The sequence below is a fragment of the Paenibacillus sp. YPG26 genome, assembly GCF_023704175.1.
Taxonomy (GTDB): Bacteria; Bacillota; Bacilli; order Paenibacillales; family Paenibacillaceae; genus Fontibacillus.
The window spans coordinates 3,910,660-3,929,013 of sequence record NZ_CP084530.1 but is presented as its reverse complement, the minus strand read 5'-3'; the positions used below and the strand labels follow the sequence as shown (position 1 = coordinate 3,929,013).

General features: G+C 53.4%; 15 protein-coding genes. 14 read left to right on the top strand and 1 reads right to left on the bottom strand.

Features of this window, described 5'->3' with window-relative positions:
- Nucleotides 1-9 precede the first annotated feature (9 nt).
- From LDO05_RS18635 to LDO05_RS18605, 7 genes are all read left to right on the top strand, one after another.
- The gene (locus LDO05_RS18635; protein ID WP_251376796.1) at nt 10-741 is read left to right on the top strand and encodes a hypothetical protein; all 732 of its coding nucleotides are present in this window, start codon (nt 10-12) and stop codon (nt 739-741) included.
- 205 nt (nt 742-946) lie between these two features.
- Nucleotides 947-2,386, top strand: coding sequence for a peptidoglycan DD-metalloendopeptidase family protein (locus LDO05_RS18630; protein WP_251376795.1), 1,440 nt, complete (start codon nt 947-949; stop codon nt 2,384-2,386).
- A gap of 266 nt (nt 2,387-2,652) precedes the next feature.
- Nucleotides 2,653-3,372, top strand: a complete 720-nt coding sequence (gene yycF / locus LDO05_RS18625) for a response regulator YycF (RefSeq protein WP_251376794.1) — start codon at nt 2,653-2,655, stop codon at nt 3,370-3,372.
- A 1-nt stretch (nt 3,373) separates the two neighbouring features.
- A complete protein-coding gene (gene walK, locus LDO05_RS18620) occupies nt 3,374-5,218 on the top strand; it encodes a cell wall metabolism sensor histidine kinase WalK (RefSeq protein WP_481857004.1) in 1,845 nt (614 codons plus the stop codon).
- Nucleotides 5,215-6,531, top strand: coding sequence for a YycH family regulatory protein (locus tag LDO05_RS18615; RefSeq protein WP_251376793.1), 1,317 nt, complete (start codon nt 5,215-5,217; stop codon nt 6,529-6,531). The genes walK and LDO05_RS18615 overlap by 4 nt, the downstream gene beginning before the upstream one ends.
- A 28-nt stretch (nt 6,532-6,559) precedes the next feature.
- Complete coding sequence (yycI, locus tag LDO05_RS18610; RefSeq protein WP_251376792.1) at nt 6,560-7,300, top strand: two-component system regulatory protein YycI; 741 nt, start codon at nt 6,560-6,562, stop codon at nt 7,298-7,300.
- Between the two features lie 8 nt (nt 7,301-7,308).
- The gene (locus LDO05_RS18605; protein ID WP_251376791.1) at nt 7,309-8,115 is read left to right on the top strand and encodes an MBL fold metallo-hydrolase; all 807 of its coding nucleotides are present in this window, start codon (nt 7,309-7,311) and stop codon (nt 8,113-8,115) included.
- On the opposite strand, the gene LDO05_RS18600 is transcribed toward LDO05_RS18605, so the two are convergent.
- The gene (locus tag LDO05_RS18600) at nt 8,084-8,290 is read right to left on the bottom strand and encodes a hypothetical protein (protein WP_251376790.1); all 207 of its coding nucleotides are present in this window, start codon (nt 8,288-8,290) and stop codon (nt 8,084-8,086) included. The genes LDO05_RS18605 and LDO05_RS18600 overlap by 32 nt on opposite strands.
- A 578-nt stretch (nt 8,291-8,868) precedes the next feature.
- Here LDO05_RS18600 and LDO05_RS18595 point away from each other — a divergent pair.
- From LDO05_RS18595 to rlmH, 7 genes are all read left to right on the top strand, one after another.
- Nucleotides 8,869-10,125, top strand: a complete 1,257-nt coding sequence (locus tag LDO05_RS18595) for a S1C family serine protease (RefSeq protein ID WP_251376789.1) — start codon at nt 8,869-8,871, stop codon at nt 10,123-10,125.
- A 459-nt stretch (nt 10,126-10,584) separates the two neighbouring features.
- Nucleotides 10,585-12,075 (top strand): glycerol kinase GlpK, encoded by a 1,491-nt coding sequence (gene glpK / locus LDO05_RS18590; RefSeq protein WP_251376788.1) that lies wholly within the window; start codon nt 10,585-10,587, stop codon nt 12,073-12,075.
- A 197-nt stretch (nt 12,076-12,272) separates the two neighbouring features.
- Nucleotides 12,273-13,979, top strand: a complete 1,707-nt coding sequence (locus LDO05_RS18585; protein WP_251376787.1) for a glycerol-3-phosphate dehydrogenase/oxidase — start codon at nt 12,273-12,275, stop codon at nt 13,977-13,979.
- Nucleotides 13,980-14,301: 322 nt separating this feature from the next.
- Nucleotides 14,302-14,469 carry a CxxH/CxxC protein gene (locus tag LDO05_RS18580; protein WP_068621573.1) on the top strand — a complete coding sequence of 56 codons (168 nt, stop codon included), beginning with the start codon at nt 14,302-14,304 and terminating at the stop codon, nt 14,467-14,469.
- 285 nt (nt 14,470-14,754) lie between these two features.
- Nucleotides 14,755-16,638, top strand: a complete 1,884-nt coding sequence (locus tag LDO05_RS18575) for a sensor domain-containing diguanylate cyclase (RefSeq protein ID WP_251376786.1) — start codon at nt 14,755-14,757, stop codon at nt 16,636-16,638.
- Nucleotides 16,639-16,839: 201 nt separating this feature from the next.
- Nucleotides 16,840-17,082, top strand: coding sequence for a hypothetical protein (locus LDO05_RS18570; protein ID WP_251376785.1), 243 nt, complete (start codon nt 16,840-16,842; stop codon nt 17,080-17,082).
- A gap of 513 nt (nt 17,083-17,595) precedes the next feature.
- Complete coding sequence (rlmH, locus tag LDO05_RS18565) at nt 17,596-18,075, top strand: 23S rRNA (pseudouridine(1915)-N(3))-methyltransferase RlmH (protein WP_251376784.1); 480 nt, start codon at nt 17,596-17,598, stop codon at nt 18,073-18,075.
- The last annotated feature ends 279 nt before the right edge of the window (nt 18,076-18,354 follow it).

Here is an 18,354-nt window from a genome sequence, read left to right as displayed (position 1 = left end):
GGAGCTAGATTGAAATGGTTAACGAGGACCGCCATGATCGTACTCGGGACGGTGCTGATTAGCGGGCTAACCCTGCTCACAACCGGATATGTTGTGAATGCGTATGTACAGTCCCTATTAACGAGTCTAAATATCAAGTGGGAGGGCCAGCCTTCGGGCTTTGGAGGCCTGCTTAAGGGAGCTGTGGGCCTGGGAACCGGGGCCAAGGCAGAGCCAGATGAGACAAGCGTGAGTCAGACTACCGGAATTATGAATGGAAATAAGGCAGCCGGGGACAATAAAAGCAGTGCATCCTCAGTGGAGAGCAGCGAATCCGGCAAGGCCAGCAGTACTCCAGGAGCTGAGGAGGCCGATCATACTTCCAAAGGATCGGATTATAAAAATGAGAACCCGAGTGGTCATCCCGCAGATGAGAAGGACAAGAGAAATGTCCCTGACAATGCCCTGCCCGTTATGGGTAGCGAGGCTGCAGAAGAGTCATCGGCCTCTTCCGGCACGAGAGAGAATATTGTGGTCACACCTGATGATCTGGCCGCAAAAAAACAGGAACTGCCGGATAAGGACAAGGAGGATATCTTCCAGATCCTGATGACTAAGCTGCCGCAAAAGGAAATGCAATCGATCACAGCTTCTCTGGAGGACGGGCTTACTGAGACCGAAATGATCCAGATCCAGCAGATCATGTCCAAATATCTGGACAAAAGCGAATATGCAAAGATGATGAAAATCCTGGGGGAATAGGCGGGTTCATGGTAATAATAACAAATTTGTCACCAATAACCTAACCCCGCCAATATGAGGCATATAGGGAAATCCCGCGTTATAAGCGGGTTTTTAGTTATTTTACCAGAGTTGAAATGATAGTTTGGGGTATGTTAAGGTTATTAAGTGTCATAAAGGTTAAAATTTTGAAACCTTTTAAACAACCATGAAAAAGGAGAACATCATGAAAGGTTCCAATCCAAAATCGAAATTGCGCTTAAGCATCATCACCGCGGCGGGAGGCCTGCTGGCTGCAGGGAGTCTGTTCTGGGCCGGACAGCAGTATGTCGAGGCGAATACAATCCCTTACTATCGCGTATATAAGGACGGACAGGAAGTAGGCACCGTTCGTCATAAGGAAGAGCTTACGAAGCTGTATCACCGCAAGCAGGCCGAATACAAGCTTAAATATCCAGATGCTAACATAGAGCTTGATACAGATCAGATTCAGGCGGTATACGAGAAGGCCTATAAGGCCGAGGTTGACCAGGATACGGCCATTGCGAGGCTCGGCCAGCTTCTGAAGCCTACCGCTGTGGGTGTAGAACTGAAGGTGGACGGGAAGGTCATTGGCATTGTGAAGGACAAGGCTGCTGCAGCATTCGTACTTAGCCAAGTGAAGAACAGGTACATACCGGAATCAAAGCCCGCTTTTGCTAACAAGATTGTACATGCTTCATACTCACCCGGAAGGGCTAAGAAGGCTTCGTCTCAGCCTCAGGAACGTCTTGAATCTGCCGCATTCGTAGAGAAGATTGATCAGAGTCAAGTAGAGACTGATCCGGCGAAGGTATTGTCGACCGAAGAAGCATTGAGGCTGCTGACACGGGGCCAAGAGAAGACGGTGACCTACAAGGTCAAGCCTGGGGATACCTTCAGCTCTATCGCAGGGCAGTCGGGGATCAGCCGCAAGGAACTCATGAGCCTAAATCCAGGTATTAAGGAGAAGGCTCTGCAGATTGATGAGAGTCTGAAGCTGCCAGCAACTGAGCCTGTCCTCACCGTGAAGACGGTGGAGAGCATCGCCAAGGAAGCGGTGACGAGTCCCGAGGTTGAGGTTCGGAAGACCAATCAGCTTCGTAAAGGAGTTACCAAAGTCGTCTCGCCGGGGGTGAGCGGCAGAAAGGTAATGTCATTCCGGGTTGTGAAGGAAAATGGGCAAGTAGTCCAGAAGCAGTTCTTAAGTCAAAAGGTCATGACGCCTTCCCGGCCCAAGGTTGTTCTTCAAGGGACGAAGGCTGTCAGCACCTCGGGTTCCGGCCGGTTCGCCTGGCCGGTCACGGCCCATTCCATTACCAGCACATTCGGTGAACGCTGGAACAAGCTGCACAAGGGCATTGACCTGATCTCCTCCAATTACAGCATCTTGGCCGCAGATGGGGGTACAGTCAGCTTTGCAGGGGTGAAGAGCGGGTACGGGAACTGTGTTGTCATTAACCACGGCAACGGATATGAGACACTGTACGGACACTTGAGCCAAATTGATGTGAACCGGGGCGACAAGGTGGGACGCGGTGAACACATTGGCATCATGGGAGATACCGGCCATTCCTTTGGCATTCATCTTCATTTCGAGATTCATAAGAACGGGTCGGTGCAGAATCCGATCAAATATTTAGGCTGATATAAGACGCAGCTAGCTTCCCCTTCATTACGCCTCCCCTCCATGTCAATCTACTAACTGCGTCTTATACAAGGGACTGGTACAAGGGCACTCCGAACATGGACAGACGTGTTCGGGGTGCTCTTTTTGGGTTGCTGAATGGGAGAATGGAAGGGGGTATGGTGCTTTCAGGTTATTTTTAATACCAGTTGGGATGGAGCGGTTCAGGTATGTTAAAATAGAAGGAGTATGAATGTCAGGCCTGATAATATGGGGGACAAGAGAGAATGCAAGGGAAAATTCTAGTGGTTGACGATGAACAGCCCATTGCGGATATATTGAAGTTCAATTTAGAAAAAGAGGGTTATCAGGTTATCCTTGCCTTCGATGGGATCAGTGCGGTAGAGCTTGCACTGTCAGAGCTTCCGGATCTGATTCTGCTCGATCTGATGCTTCCCGGCAAGGATGGCATGGACGTGTGCCGGGAGGTGCGCGCGAAGCTGGAGACTCCGATCATTATGCTAACCGCCAAAGACGGCGAGATTGATAAGGTGCTGGGTCTGGAGCTGGGTGCCGATGATTACGTGACCAAGCCGTTCAGCACCCGCGAGCTGCTTGCCAGGGTGAAGGCCCAGATGCGCCGCCGCCAGAGCAAGCCGGAGGAGACAGCCGGGAGTGATGCCGGCAAGCAGGGATTCCAGTTGTTCGATCTGTTCATAGATACAGATATGTATACGGTATATAAGAGCGGGGAGCCGCTTGATCTGACTCACCGGGAGTACGAGCTTGTCTTTTATATGGCGCGCAATGCCGGTAAAGTGATGACCCGGGAACATCTGCTGCAGGCGGTATGGGGGTTCGAATATTTCGGGGATGTGCGTACGGTGGATGTCACCATCCGGCGTCTCCGGGAGAAGATTGAGGACGATCCAAGCAAGCCGGAGTATATTCTGACCCGCCGGGGCCTCGGCTATCTGATGCGCAGCTCGAAGACGGGTGGGCTTTAGCATGAAGCTTGAGTTGAAGCTGAAGCTGCCCGCCTTTTTCCGGACGATTCAAGCCAAATTAATCATTATCTACGTCTTATTAATCCTGATCGCGATGCAGTTGATCGGGGTTTATTTCGTCAGTGCGATGAAAAACTCCCTTACCAGCAACTTTACTCAGGAGCTGAAGGCGAGGGCCGAGCTGCTGTCAGTACTCGCGGCACAGAACCTGGGGGCGGCGGGGACCGCGGAATCGCGGGAAGACAAGCTGGACAATCTGGGTGTGCTCGTAGATAACCTGTTCAACCAGACCGGAGCGGAGATCCAGGTGCTTGACCCCAGCGGCAAGGTGCTTAAGACCTCCAAGTGGTCTCATACGGATTATGTAGGCCGCAAGAATACCCAGACCGTTGTCAGCATGGCTCTGCAGGGCATTGAGGACAACGAGGAATATATTATCGATGATGATAATGTCCGCAAGAAGGTAGTGGCGAGGCCTGTCGTAAATGACGGCAAGATTGTCGGCGCCATCTATATTGCAGCCTCTATGAGCGAGCTGTATGCCACGATGGACCGGATTAACAGCATCTTCATCTCCGGGATTCTGCTCGCGCTCGGCCTGACCGCCATTCTTGGCGTTATTCTGGCCCATACGATTACTTCGCCGATCAAAGAGCTGACCCGGCGGGCGACTGCGGTGGCCGAGGGCCAGCTCTACCAGAAGGTCCCGGTGCTCGGCAATGACGAGATCGGGCAGCTGAGCAAGGCGTTCAACTATATGACCAGCCGGCTGCGGGATGCGCTGGCCCAGAACGAAGAGGAGAAGGAGAAGCTGGCTTCCATCCTTACGAATATGAGTGACGGGGTGATCGCGACCGATGAAGTCGGCACGGTCATTCTGATGAACCGCAGAGCCAGCGCGATGCTGTTCACGGAGGGCGAGGACAAGCTCGGGACCAGCATTCAGAGTCTGCTGAGCCTCTCCCAGGATGGGCGCATGGCCTTCGCCCAAGGCAGCATGCCGACAGAGCTGCTGGAGATCGCCACGCCGGAGGGCGGCACCTCCTTGGTGCGGGTGACGTTCACGCCGATTCACCGGCGGGAATTCGGCATTATCGGCACGATTGCCGTGCTGCAGGACGTCACGGAGCAGGAGAAGCTCGAGGCGTCCCGCCGCGAATTCGTCGCGAATGTGTCGCATGAGCTTCGGACACCGCTGACGACGATCAAGAGCTATACGGAAGCGCTCGAAGACGGCGCGCTGCAGAATCAGGAGCTTGCGCCGCGCTTCGTCGGCGTGATCCAGAATGAGACCGAGCGGATGATCCGCCTGGTCACCGACCTGCTGCACCTGTCCCGGCTGGATTCCAAGGAATCGCCGCTGCGCATGCAGCAGACAGAGATTAACGAGATGCTGGACGAGGTTGCAGACCGGTTTTCTTTTCAAATGCAGGAGAAGGGTATTGATATTCGTGTTCAGGCGGGAGAGGGTGTACGTGAGGTATGGCTCGACCGTGACCAGATCGACCAGGTGCTTGATAATCTGATCTCGAACGCGATGAAGTACACCTCGGGAGGCTCGATTACAATTCGGGCGGATCTCACAGACGAAGGGATGCTTGCCATCTCGGTCGAGGATACGGGAATCGGAATTCCGAAGAAGGATCTGGACCGGATCTTCGAGCGGTTCTACCGGGTGGACAAGGCACGCTCCCGCAATATGGGAGGCACAGGACTTGGATTATCCATTGCCCGGGAAATTGTAAAAGCGCACGGAGGAACGATCTCCCTCGAATCCGAGCTTGGCAAGGGAACCAAAGTAACCTTTACGCTGCCGGTTGAGATGAAAGGGGGCCTTAAGCGGTGAAGGAGACCGTTAAATCTACCGTCTTGATGCTGCTTATCGTCTGCAGTCTTGTGCAGAGTTACTTCCTTATCTACCGGCTGCCCGGGAATGATCCGGTGGTGAAGTCAGAGAACGATTACGTGAAGACCGAGAATATGGGGACTGAGCTTAAGGCGGAAGAGCTGGTCTTCCCTTCCGAGATGATCCTTCATATGGGTGAAGAGAAGCATACCCTTTTCTATCCGGGCTCCACCTTCTATAAGCTGATCCATACCCGTCTGCAGGGCCGGTTATTCGATGGATTCCAGCGTTATGATGCCGCAGGCACCAATTGGAATACGATCCGCCAGCAGAATGAGGGGATTGAGCTTCGCTATGGAAACGGGGTGCCGGTGGCCCTGCTGCAGAAGGTCATGCAGATCTCGAATGACCCGCTGCTTCAAGAGGAGACGATCAACCGGATTCTCATCTATAATGTGAAGAATGAGGACAAGGTGCGGGCGTTCTTCTTCAGCTCGCAGGGAGGCACGGTCTACGAGGCGAAGAATGCGGACCTGACGGTGCAGGATGTGCGCCAGCAGGTCGGCTTCGGCAAGGAGTGGACACCCTCTTATACTTTGATGGACAGCGGTTATTATATTCCGGACAGTAAGCTGGACGCGTTCCAGGTTACTCTGGATATAGGGGTGTTCACGACAGACCAGATGCAGAAAAGCCTGTTCTCCGACCCTAGCATTACCCGGAATATCCGGGAGAAGGACGGGTCCGAGATCTACACGGACATTAAGCGCAGCCTCCAGTTCAAGCAGAATCAGAACTGGATTAATTATACCGATCCGGCCGCCTCAGGCGGTACGGATAACAGCCTGGGCAAGAACGCGTTGTCCGCTGTCGACTTCGTGAATCAGCATGGAGGATGGGATGCGGACAGCGGGGCGATGTACCGGATGGAAGTGTCGGGAGAGGCCGGATATAACGGTGACAGCAAGCGCAGGGAGGACACTGCCGAGTTCCACCAGTATTATCGCTCGCTGCCGATTCTGGACCTTGAGGGCTTCCATTATGGCGTGATGAGACTGAATATGCACCAAGGCATGGTGACCAGTTATGAACGGTCCCTGATCTATACCAAGGGAACAGCTGCCGATAAGATATTCAAGAAGCAGCTTCCAGGCGGCGCAGAGCTGACCGGGCTAATTGCTTCGGCTGCACAGGAGCGGACGGTCAGCTGGTTGTATCCGGCCTATCGGCCTTCACTTACCAGTGAGGGGCTTGGGCTTACGCCCGTCTGGATGCTGGTGCTTGCGAATGGAGAGAGCGAAATACTGCAGTAGATCCATATCCGGAAAGGGAGGGTGAACGATGCATTGGGGCAGAGCCAAAAATGTGCTGATCTACGCGTTCCTGCTGCTGAATCTGGTTCTCGGTTATCAGCTGTGGATGGACAAGCAGGATCAGGCGAGTGCCAATCTGGATCTCACTTCCCTGGCCGAGAGTACGCAGAGGAGTATGGAAGAGAAGCAGATCCAGGTGCGGGCCCAAATTCCGGCAGAGACGCCCGCGCTGCCGAAGATTAACTATAGGCTGCTTAAGCCGGGCAGCAAGGAGCCGGTACAGCTCGCAGAACCTGTGGACAGCCGGCTGATCTTTAATTCCAAGGATCTTGTAAGTGCGCTTGAGGCCCAGATTCCTTCCATCGCCAATTATCGTTATGATCAGGAGAGCAGCGGAGACAGTGTATTTGTTCTTCATCCGCTTGCCCTGGAGGAGTGGCCGCTGTTCAATATCAATCTGGAGCTGAATTACAGCAATCAGAAGGTGCTGTCTTACCGGCTGGAAGCCATTGAAGTGGTAGAGATGGATGAAGAGAAGATGCAGCAGGTGCTGCCTGCTTCCAAGGCGCTGGGCTTCCTTATCGACAAGTTCCTGCCGCCCAAAGCGATTGTTACTGATATCGAGCTTGGTTATTATGGGCAGGTATTCAATTCAGATGCCCAGGTTGCCGCGCCCGCCTGGCGGTTCACGCTCGGCAGCGGCGAGAAGTATTACGTGCTGGGCAGCGGAGACGTGATTAGCCCGGATGCAGAGAACATAAAGGAGTAATCAGGATTATGGGAATACAATTTACAGTCTTGTCCAGCGGTTCGACCGGCAATGCCACCGTCATTACGGACGGTCAGGTTACGCTTATGATTGACGCGGGGTTCAGCGCCCGCCGGATCGATGAGCTGCTGGGCATGCGCGATTTGACAGGAGATCAGCTTACCGGAATCCTCATTACCCATGAGCATTCGGATCATATAAAGGGCCTGGGTGCCGTGGCCCGTAAATACAATCTTCCCGTCTATGCCAATGCGAAGACCTGGGAGGCGATGAGCCGGAGTGTCGGCAAGCTTGCGGACGACCAGCGTGTTATATTCGGGACGGGGGAGGCCCGTGATTTCGGATCCCTGCGGGTAGAGTCGTTCGCAATCTCTCACGATGCGGCGGAGCCGGTGGGCTATGTATTCCAGGACGGGAGGCACAAGCTGAGTGTTGTAACTGATCTTGGCTATGCCAGTGATAAAGTGAAAGAGACGATTGTGGATTCAGATGTGCTGGTGCTTGAGGCCAACCATGATATCGAGATGCTTAGAATGGGACGGTATCCCTGGAACACAAAGCGCAGAATTTTGGGCGATATGGGGCACCTGTCGAACGAGGCTTCGGGAGAGGCGCTCAGCGAGCTGATGAATGGCCGCCTGAAGCGGACATACCTGGCTCACCTGAGCCGCGAGCACAATATGCTCGACCTGGCCAAGCTGTCTGTGCGGGGCGCGATGGAAGACCGCGGGTGCTTCTATAAGGACAGCGAGTTCAAGCTCTGCGGGACCTATTATGACCAGCCTACACCGTGGGATAAGGTGGGGGAACCATAAAGGCATCCAGCTCCGCAGCCTTCCTCGTGATCTCCTCCCGGGAGAGAATACCCTTTTCAATCAATAATTCAATAGCGACGCTAAGGGCAAGTACAGTTTGGTAGTGCTCGTCCTTTAGATCGGCCAGCTTGGCGATAACATTTACTTCGTTCATAGGGGATGACAATGGATTCATGAGATCAGCTCCTTGAGCGTTATTTTTTTGCCTGACAAGCACTTTCACAGGGTAAATGACCCGGAAAACGGGTAAAAGGTGTATACAGCCAGCTGTAAGCTAGAGCTTCACAACGGGTGCCCTGGTACTCCCAATAAAACCCGCAATTTATTTCTCCTATAAGGTGCTTTATTTTGATAGAATGGATATATCTATGAGACTTGTACTAGTGTAATCACCTGGAAGCCAAATCATTCCTGTCCTCGTGAAAATAGTCATGCGGGAGAAGTAACTTAATGTACGGTTATTACGTCAGGTAATGCAGAGCATAGGGACAGCAGCCCCGAATTCAGTGGTGCAAAAAAGATGCGACACAGCGAGTCCGGCCATCATACATGGCTAAGTAAAGGGCATAACATGAGAAGGCGAATACCTGATTCAAGCAAGTCCCCTCCACCATTGTCAATTACCACGCGGCCGCGATAACGTGGCTGATCAAGGTTATAGAGCAAGGAGCTATCATGCAGTTCACATACTGTGAATGAATACAAGAATAGGGAAAGTACCGGGAGCGTATCAACGGAGGGAGAGAATCACCCATGGGATTGTTTGACGACGACTTTTATTCCACCAAAGTATCAAGACGGTTGACCCGCAGGACGAACACGGACAGCAGCAGATGGTCCTCGGGAGCCAAGAAACGCTGGAGCCTCAGCACATTTCAGATTTCATTAATCTGTTCCGTACTCAGTGCGGTTGTTGCTGTTCTGCTGTACAGCTTCATTGCAAGCCCTCCCTCCAAAATGCAAGGCGGAGCACTGAACGGAAGTCTTCTGCATAAGACCGACAGTGATCCCTACGAAAGGATCGTTCAGGCGGCGGCCAAGGTCCGCCCTACGGTCGTGAGTATTCTTAACCACCAGGCTGACCCGTCTGCCAAGGCCCAGCTGGATGAAGATGCGGCGCTAGGCTCGGGAGTGATCTTCAAGAAGGCGGAGAACAAGGCCTACATTATTACGAATGCCCATGTGATCACCGATACGAAGGATCTGGAGATCGTGACCGTGGACGGGGAGTCGAGAACGGCCACCGTTGTGGGTATGGATCAGGTCAGTGATCTGGCTGTTCTGGAAATGGATGCGGACGGCATCAGCACGGTGGCGGAGATGGGCGATTCCAAAGGTCTTCGTCTTGGCGAGACCGTGATTGCCATCGGGAACCCACTGGGACTTGGCGATACGCTTACCTCCGGGATCGTAAGCTATCCGAACCGGATTATCCCGGTGTCTCTCAATCAGGACGGCGTGTACGATTGGGAGCAGGAAGTCATTCAGACCGACGCGGCAATTAACGAAGGGAACAGCGGCGGTGCCCTGGTGAACCTGAATGGTCAGGTGATCGGCATTAACACGATGAAGATTTCGGATACGGGTGTTGAAGGGATTGGTTTTGCGATTCCGGTGGATGATGTTATGCGTACCGTCAATAATCTGATTGAGCATGGCAAGGTAATCCGCCCTTATCTGGGGGTATATTCACTGGATCTGAACAATCCTTATGCCCCGCTGACCGATGAACAGCGCAAGGAGCTGAAGCTGCCGGCCGATATCACAGAGGGAGTGCTTGTTCTGGAAGCTCACGGACCTGCGGAGCAGGCCGGGATCAAGCTGAACGATGTGATTACCGAGCTGGACCACAAGCCGGTGGAATCCACGCTGTCACTGCGCAAGTATTTGTACGAGGTGAAGAAGGTCGGGGAAGAGATGGATGTGACCTTGTACCGTGAGGGTAAGGAAATGAACCTGACCGTTACCTTGACCGACAAGCCTGCTGAGGAAGCCGAGGCGCAGAAATAAGGTCACTATTAGGCAGGCGTGAACTAACAAGGCGCTCCATCAGGAACTTAAGAAGTTTCCTGAGGGGGTGCTTTTTTTGCGCGGATTGGGGTGGACTGTTATCTTGAGAGGGTCATACATAGACATGAAGATGGCTGCAGGCGTTCTGGTATGTTATGGCCGCACACTTTATTATATTATTAGATGCTTATATAGCTGGACCAAGGCCTCTTCAGCGGCCCGGAACAGAAAGGCGGCTGCCTGACAATAGCTGCAGTGGGGGCAGATAAAGGCAGTCAGTATGGATGACTGGTGATCTGATGATGGCTAGTAATGATTAAATGACCGCTTATGTTCGGTAACCGAATAATGCCAACTGATGGTCGGTAACGAATAATGCCAGCTGATGGTGACTATCGATAACTAATGCTGAAGGAGTACATGCAGTGAACCAATTCAACCTACTGGAGGGATCCGCGTATGGAGAAATATATCATGTCTTTAGATCAAGGTACGACCAGCTCCCGGGCTATTCTGTTCAATAGACAAGGCGGGATCGTCTATACGGCGCAAAAGGAATTCCCGCAGTATTTCCCTCACCCCGGCTGGGTAGAGCAGAACGCCAATGAGATCTGGAGCTCGATTCTGGCCGTCATTGCCTCCTGCCTTGCCGAGTCGGGGGTGAAGCCGGGCCAGATTGAGGGCATCGGAATCACGAACCAACGCGAGACTACGGTGGTATGGGACAAGGAGACCGGAGTGCCGATCTATCATGCCGTGGTGTGGCAGTCCAGGCAGACCGCGGGCATATGCGATGAATTGAAGGCGGCGGGTCTTAACGATCTGTTCCGGGAGAAGACAGGTCTTCTGATCGACGCTTACTTCTCGGGCACCAAGGTGAAGTGGATTCTAGATCACGTGGAGGGCTCCCGGGAGCGGGCGGAGCGCGGCGAGCTGCTCTTCGGCACGATCGACACCTGGCTGATCTGGAAGCTGACCGGCGGGGCCGTCCATGTAACTGACTACTCCAATGCATCCCGGACGCTGATGTACAACATCCATGAACTGAAATGGGACGGTGAGCTGCTCGAAATTCTGGATATCCCGAAGGCCATGCTGCCTGAAGTCCGTCCTTCTTCCGAGGTATATGGACATACCGCGAACTATCACTTTTTCGGTGAGCAGGTGCCTATCGCTGGGGCCGCGGGGGACCAGCAGGCGGCCTTGTTCGGTCAGGCGTGTTATGAACAGGGCATGGTCAAATCCACCTACGGAACCGGCTGCTTCATGCTGATGAACACAGGCACCGAGCCTGTCGTATCGAAGCAGGGGCTGATCACGACCATTGCGTGGGGTATCAATGGCAAGGTGGAGTATGCGCTGGAAGGCAGTATTTTTGTCGGAGGCTCCGCGATTCAGTGGCTGCGCGACGGGCTGCGCATGTTCCGGCATGCCAAGGACAGCGAGCAGTACGCGGCGCGGGTCGAGTCAACCGACGGGGTGTATCTGGTGCCGGCTTTTGTAGGGCTGGGGAGCCCCTACTGGGACAGCGAGGTCAGAGGCGCGATGTTCGGGATTACCCGAGGCACGACGAAGGAGCATTTTGTCCGGGCCACGCTGGAGTCGCTGGCTTATCAGACGAAGGACATCCTGAGCGTGATGGAGCAGGATTCCGGTATTCCGGTCAAGACCCTGCGGGTAGACGGCGGCGCGGTGACGAACAACTTCCTGATGGAATTCCAGAGTGATATTCTGGGGCTGCCGGTGGAGCGGCCTGTCATTCATGAGACCACGGCACTTGGCGCGGCATATCTGGCGGGTCTTGCGACCGGATACTGGAAGGACCAGGGCGAGATCTGCGAGAAGTGGAGCGTTGAGCGCGTATTTGAGCCGAAGATGGATGAAGAGCGGAAGAATAAGCTCTATGAGGGATGGAAAAAGGCTGTTCATGCCGCCATGGCGTTCAAATAAATCATTGCAGGGAGATCTCGCTTGGAATGTAATTATGATTATGGTAATCTAACTACAAGTTAATCATTTGTCAGGAGATCAGGAGATCAGGAGATCAGGAGATCAGGAGAGACTCCACTGCACCCCAGTCGTTCCAACCAAAGCGGCTGTGGCGTAGTTGGGTCTCTTTTTTGTCCATCCAGAGGAGGAGCGAGGGCATGAAGACCGCATTTTCGGGCAGGGGAAGAGATCAGATGCTGCAGGCCATGGTGAAGGATAAGGCACTCGACGTGCTTGTCATTGGCGGAGGGATTACCGGAGCTGGAATAGCGCTTGATGCGGCTGCCCGCGGGATGAAGACGGCGCTGGTGGAGATGCAGGACTTTGCTGCAGGCACCTCCAGCCGTTCAACCAAGCTTGTGCATGGCGGGCTTAGATACCTCAAGCAGCTCGAGGTTGGCGTGGTGGCCGAGGTGGGACGAGAGAGGGCCATCGTCTACGAGAATGGGCCGCATGTGACGACGCCCGAGTGGATGCTGCTTCCTTTTCATAAGGGCGGCACCTTCGGGAAGTTCACCACGTCCATCGGACTGCGTGTATACGACTTCCTGGCAGGGGTGAAGCGCAGCGAACGGCGCCAGATGCTCTCCGTGTCCGAGACGCTGGAGAAGGAACCTCTGCTGAAGCGGGCGAACCTTCAGGGCGGCGGTTATTATGTGGAATACCGGACAGACGATGCCCGGTTAACCATTGAGGTGCTGAAGGAAGCGGTGGCGCGGGGAGCCAAGGCGGTGAATTACACGAAAGTGACGGGATTCATCTATGACGGGGGAACGGTGGCGGGCGTGCAAGTCACCGATCTGATGAGCGGCCAAGTCTGTGATGTGCGGGCCCGCACAGTTGTGAACGCGGCAGGCCCGTGGGTGGACACGCTGCGCGAGCTGGATCATTCCAAGCAGGGCAAGATGCTGCAGCTGACCAAGGGGATTCACCTGGTCATGGATCAGAAGCGGTTCCCGCTGCGCCAAGCCATTTATTTCGATACCCCGGATAAAAGAATGGTGTTCGCCATTCCGCGTGACGGCAAAACTTACGTGGGAACCACCGATACGGTATACCAGGCGGATATCAGCCGTCCGCGGATGACGGTGGCAGACCGGCAGTATGTGATAGATGCCATCAACTATATGTTCCCCGAGGTGAACATGAAGGCGGAGGATATTGAATCCAGCTGGGCCGGAGTACGTCCCCTGATCTATGAGGAGGGCAAGAATCCGTCGGAGATATCGCGTAAAGACGAAATTTGGCAGTCGGAGTCTGGCCTGATCACGATTGCCGGAGGCAAGCTCACCGGCTACCGGAAGATGGCCGAGTTGGTCGTGGACAAGGTGGCGGCCCAGCTTCAGGCGGAGGGAGAGGAAGAGGGAGAAGGGCACCGGGAATTTCCGGCTTGTTCCACCAAGCATATGCCGATATCGGGCGGCCATGTTGGGGGCTCTGAGCCATTCAAGTCGTTCATAACGAAGAAGACGGAAGAGGGCGTAGGCCGGGGAGTGCCGAGGGAGCTGGCGGCGAGCTGGGCAGCCCGGTATGGCTCGAACGTGGATCGTCTGTTTGCATTGGCGGAATCGGAGGAGACGGCGGAGCGGGCGTCCGGCCACCTGCCCCTTGAGGTGCTCATTCCCCTCCGCTATGCGCTGGAAGAGGAGATGGCCGTCAGACCCGCGGACTTCTTCGTCCGCCGTACGGGTGCTCTTTTGTTCCAGATCGATATGGTTCGGAGATGGAAGGTTCCCGTGCTGGATTACATGGCTGACAGCCTCGGCTGGACACCGGAACAGAGGAGCCAGTATGCGAAGGAGCTGGAGACGGAGCTGCATGATGCCGTAGTGCCGGAGGATGCTGGGGGACTGCCAGAGGGTTAGGAGAATAGGGGATTATCCAGGGTAAAAGGATGTAGGGGCATAGGTGAGGCTCAGAACTGTGGTTGACCGGCCGCCGTCATGCAGCGAGACACCGCGCACTGGGAACTGTGCGGTGCGGGTTGGAGGAGCTAATGAGGCCGGTTTTGCCTCCGATTATGTGACGCACAGGGGTATAATCAAGATAATCCGAGCGCTCAAGAGCTCATTCTATGCGGATGCGGTTTTCTTTTGCCCGGGAGTGTGGTAGAACTTAAGTAGAGGGACTAAGTTCCCTTGACAGACCAAATGGAGATTGCAGCATAGAAAGGATGCGCTTTAGCTTATGTACGTAGTATGCAAAGATCATGTTGAACTGGCGATTGATATGTTCGTGGACGAATTTGAGGATGCCCCTGATATCGTTGACTTGAAGGAGACGGAATTCTCGGATTGGGATCCGCCAGTGAAGTGCTCGCAGTGTGACCAGGCGGCTGTATTTCTAGTTGTATAAATGAACCGGCCGTAGAGGACACGGATAAGATATTTGCTGTGAAGGGCGCTGAAGGCGTCCTTTTGTTGTATACGTCAGGGAGATCGGGTGTACAAGCGCAGAATCAGTCAAATGATCCGTACATCCACACCCAAATAAGGCCTGTATCCTCGGGGATGCGGGTCTGTTTTTGCTTATTGCACATTAATCGTGGTCACCATCTACACTAGGCGGCAGTAGCAGACGATAATAATAGAAGAGGTTTTTGAAAATTCAACATAGAATGTCCCTAAGGGAGATCAGCTTATGATATTAAGACTAGGTATGATTATGCTAATCAGCACGCTGTTGGCAACCGGCTGTAGTCTGCGGATTGGTGAATCAGTAACTCCCGTTCAGAGCAGACCCGCGGTGCTTGATGTCCGTGCAGGAGATACAAATAACCAGCTCACCGAGCTTCGGGGGCTGTATGAATTATATTGGAATCAGCTGCTTGAGCCAGCTGACTTCAGAACAGAGGCACCCCGGTTGACAGGGCATATGATGATGCCGAGCATCTGGAGCGACTTCATCTTGGATGGTAAGCAGCTTCCCGGAATGGGCTATGCCACCTATCGGCTGACTCTGAAGGTGGACGAGCCCGAAGAGACGAAGGGCCTTCTGATTCCGATTATGTATTCGAACTATAAAGTATGGGTGGATGGCCGCTTGGCCGCGGTTAGCGGCAGAGTAGGAGCAGATTCGAAGACTAGTGTGCCGCAAAAGACAACCCGTGAGTTTTATTTTCAGCCTAATTCCGACCAGGTGGAGGTCATTATTCAGATTTCCAATTATGACAATTTCACCGGAGGCATGTGGGAACCGATTCGTTACGGGCCGGCTGCCGAGATTGGAGCAAGTCATGACAGAAAGACAGTCTTCACCTCCATCCTTCTAGGGATTGTCGCAATGGCTGGGGTTTATCATATCGGGCTTGCATTATTTCGCAGAAAGGATGCCTCTCTGCTGTATTTTGGTGCGTTCTGCTTAATTGTAGCAGTGCGAAGTCTAACTGTAGACGAGGTATTCTTGACGAAGATATTTCCGGAGTTCCCTTGGCGGCTGACCTTGAGGATCGAATATATCTGTCTGTATGCCGGAGTTCCGGTGCTTGCGATGTTCTTCAGAAAGCTGTTCCCGTATGAATTCTCCAAAATATTCGTGAAATTTCTTACGGTTGTGGCAGCCTTATACACGGTGGTTACCCTATTAACTCCTGCAAGCTTCTATTATCATTTCTTGCTGTACTATCAGATTCTGGCGATGTCCGCAACAATCTACGCCTTGTTCGTCTTAATATGGGCGGTTCTGCGTAACCGGGAAGGCGCTCACTTTGCCTTGGTAGGTTATATTATATTCGCTATAGTTATAGTGTTTGATATATTCAGCAATATTCTCAACACTTCGGAAGCCAGTTCCAATACAATCGGGGTTGCCGTATTCACTTTCTGCTTCTCCCTCGTTCTATCCAAGAAGCTGTCGCTGGCGTTCAACAAGACGGAGCAGCTTGCGGAGGAATTGGTTCTAGTAAATGACAGCCTGGATATCAAGGTGCGGGAACGGACACTGGAGCTTGCCGAGAGCAACAGGAAGCTGGAAGAGCTCAATCTTCAGCTGAGAGAATGGTCTGTTATTGACGGTCTGACTGGCGTATATAACCGGAGGTACTTCGACGAGCACCTCTCCAGGCAGTTCGAGAAATGCAAGGCAGAAGGGCTGCCACTCGCAATCTTGCTCATTGATGTGGACTACTTCAAGAAATACAATGATACCTATGGGCATCTGCAAGGTGATGAATGCCTGAGGGAAGTGGCCCAGACGCTAAGAGCTTCGCTCGAACACAAGGAGAGTTCAGCGATACTCAGCCGTTATGGGGGTGAGGAATTCGCTGTTATTTTGCCGGGATATGAGCTATCTCTGGTGATGGAGACAGCAGAAGAGTTGTGCGAGGATGTAAGAGAACGCCGGCTTCCTCATCGGGAGTCCGAAGTGACGGACTATGTAACCATCAGTACGGGAGCGGCCTGCGCGGTTCCTGCGGCGGGAATGGACATCCGCACCCTGGTGGAAGCGGCGGACAAGCAGCTCTACAAGGCCAAGAGCAGCGGCCGCAACCAGGCAGCGGGGACATGCGTGCTCTCGGGGGAGTAAGCCGGTGCGTGCGGCAGCAGGTGAGGGCTTGTCCTCTATTCTAGTGATAAAAGTAAGACGACGAAGGCCCTTCATAAGGGCCTTCGCTGCTTACCAGCCTGAAAATGACTACCAGTATTTTCTGTGGTGGTTTTTGTGTTTTTTGCTGATGACAATTGCTTTCTGACCTGGTTTCAATACAACCACTTTCACTTTCTTGTGATGGCGACGGGATTTCTTGTGGCAATGTCCGTATTCGTACAAGATGATCACCTCCGGCTGTTTGATAATGCAGTGTATGCAGACCTTGTGGGGGAGGGTTGGGACTTCGGCAAAAATGGGGAAATGCGGGAGGTGGGGAGCGCGAGTGGGGTGGGAAGTGTGGTAGGTGCGGGAATTGTAGGAAGTGCAGGAAGAGCGGTAGTGCAGGGAATGCAGAGAATGCAGAGAATGCAGGAAGTGTAGGAAGTGCAAGGAGAGCAGAAAGAGCAGGGAGTGCGGGAAATGCAAGGGGACTTGCTGGGTATGCCAGAAGCAAGCATTAATCCCCAACTGAAACTGGCTTATCGTCTGCCGTGTTACGCCACTCGGCTGCACCACTACAGTTATCTCTACAATAGAACGACCGCTTCCGGAAGCTCCGGTGCGGTTGTTTTTTTCTTTCTGGGGCAGCATCATACTATCTGGTCAATAACCGGAACCCATTATACCTGGTCTTCACCTGCGACCCACCCTATCTGCCAGGATTGTTCAGGCTAATCCGTCCGTACACTGACGGCCGCAAGCTGTAGTCTGCGGATCGGCGAAAGCTTGTTATTTAAGTGCCAACATCATAGAGCTGTTGAAATGAGGTAAGGTGGTACATGGGTACCTGACAAGAGGAGAAGGTTATCCCTGACTGAGGCCCCACCTTTTACTGCGGTTGCGGCAGTGTTAGAATTAGCATCATACTAAGTGTAAATAAGGAGCGGCTTCGCTATGAATATACAGATCGTGTGTGTAGGGAAATTGAAGGAGAAATACCTGGTGCAGGGCATTGCGGAGTACAGTAAGCGTCTTGCGCCTTATTTGAAGTTGTCCGTGCACGAAGTGCCGGATGAGAAAGCGCCGGAGAACATGAGCGAAGCGGAGATGCGCCAGGTGCAGGAACGCGAGGGCGCTGGCATTCTTGCACACATTAAGCCAGACACCCACGTGGTGGCTCTTGCGATTGGCGGGCAGCTGTGGTCCAGCGAGGACCTTGCTGCCCATCTGGACAAGCTCGGCACCTACGGGACGAGCAACGTCGCCTTCGTCATCGGCGGCTCGAACGGCCTGTCCGACGAGGTGCTGAAGCGCGCCCAGACGAAGCTGAGCTTCGGGCGCATGACCCTCCCGCATCAGCTGATGCGGCTGGTGCTGGTGGAGCAGATTTACCGGGCGGTGAAGATTAATCGGGGGGAACCATATCATAAGTAGGGCGGATATTTCGCCTTGGGAATGGTCGTTCACAGCCGGATTCTTTGCATGCTTCTAGGCCAATTTAAGGTATAGGGGCTCAGATGGTTGCCCGGACTTTAAGAAGAGTAAAGTCGTTATCCCCACCAACCCATAAACCCTTTTAGCTTGGAACGTAACATCCCCAAATATACGAAATGAATCAACCCGTCCGACAAAGGCCGGGTTTTTTCATCTATTGCAAGAAGCGTCGCGACGTTCAGAACGAAAGCAGGAAGCAACTTGACCGAATCGAGAAGA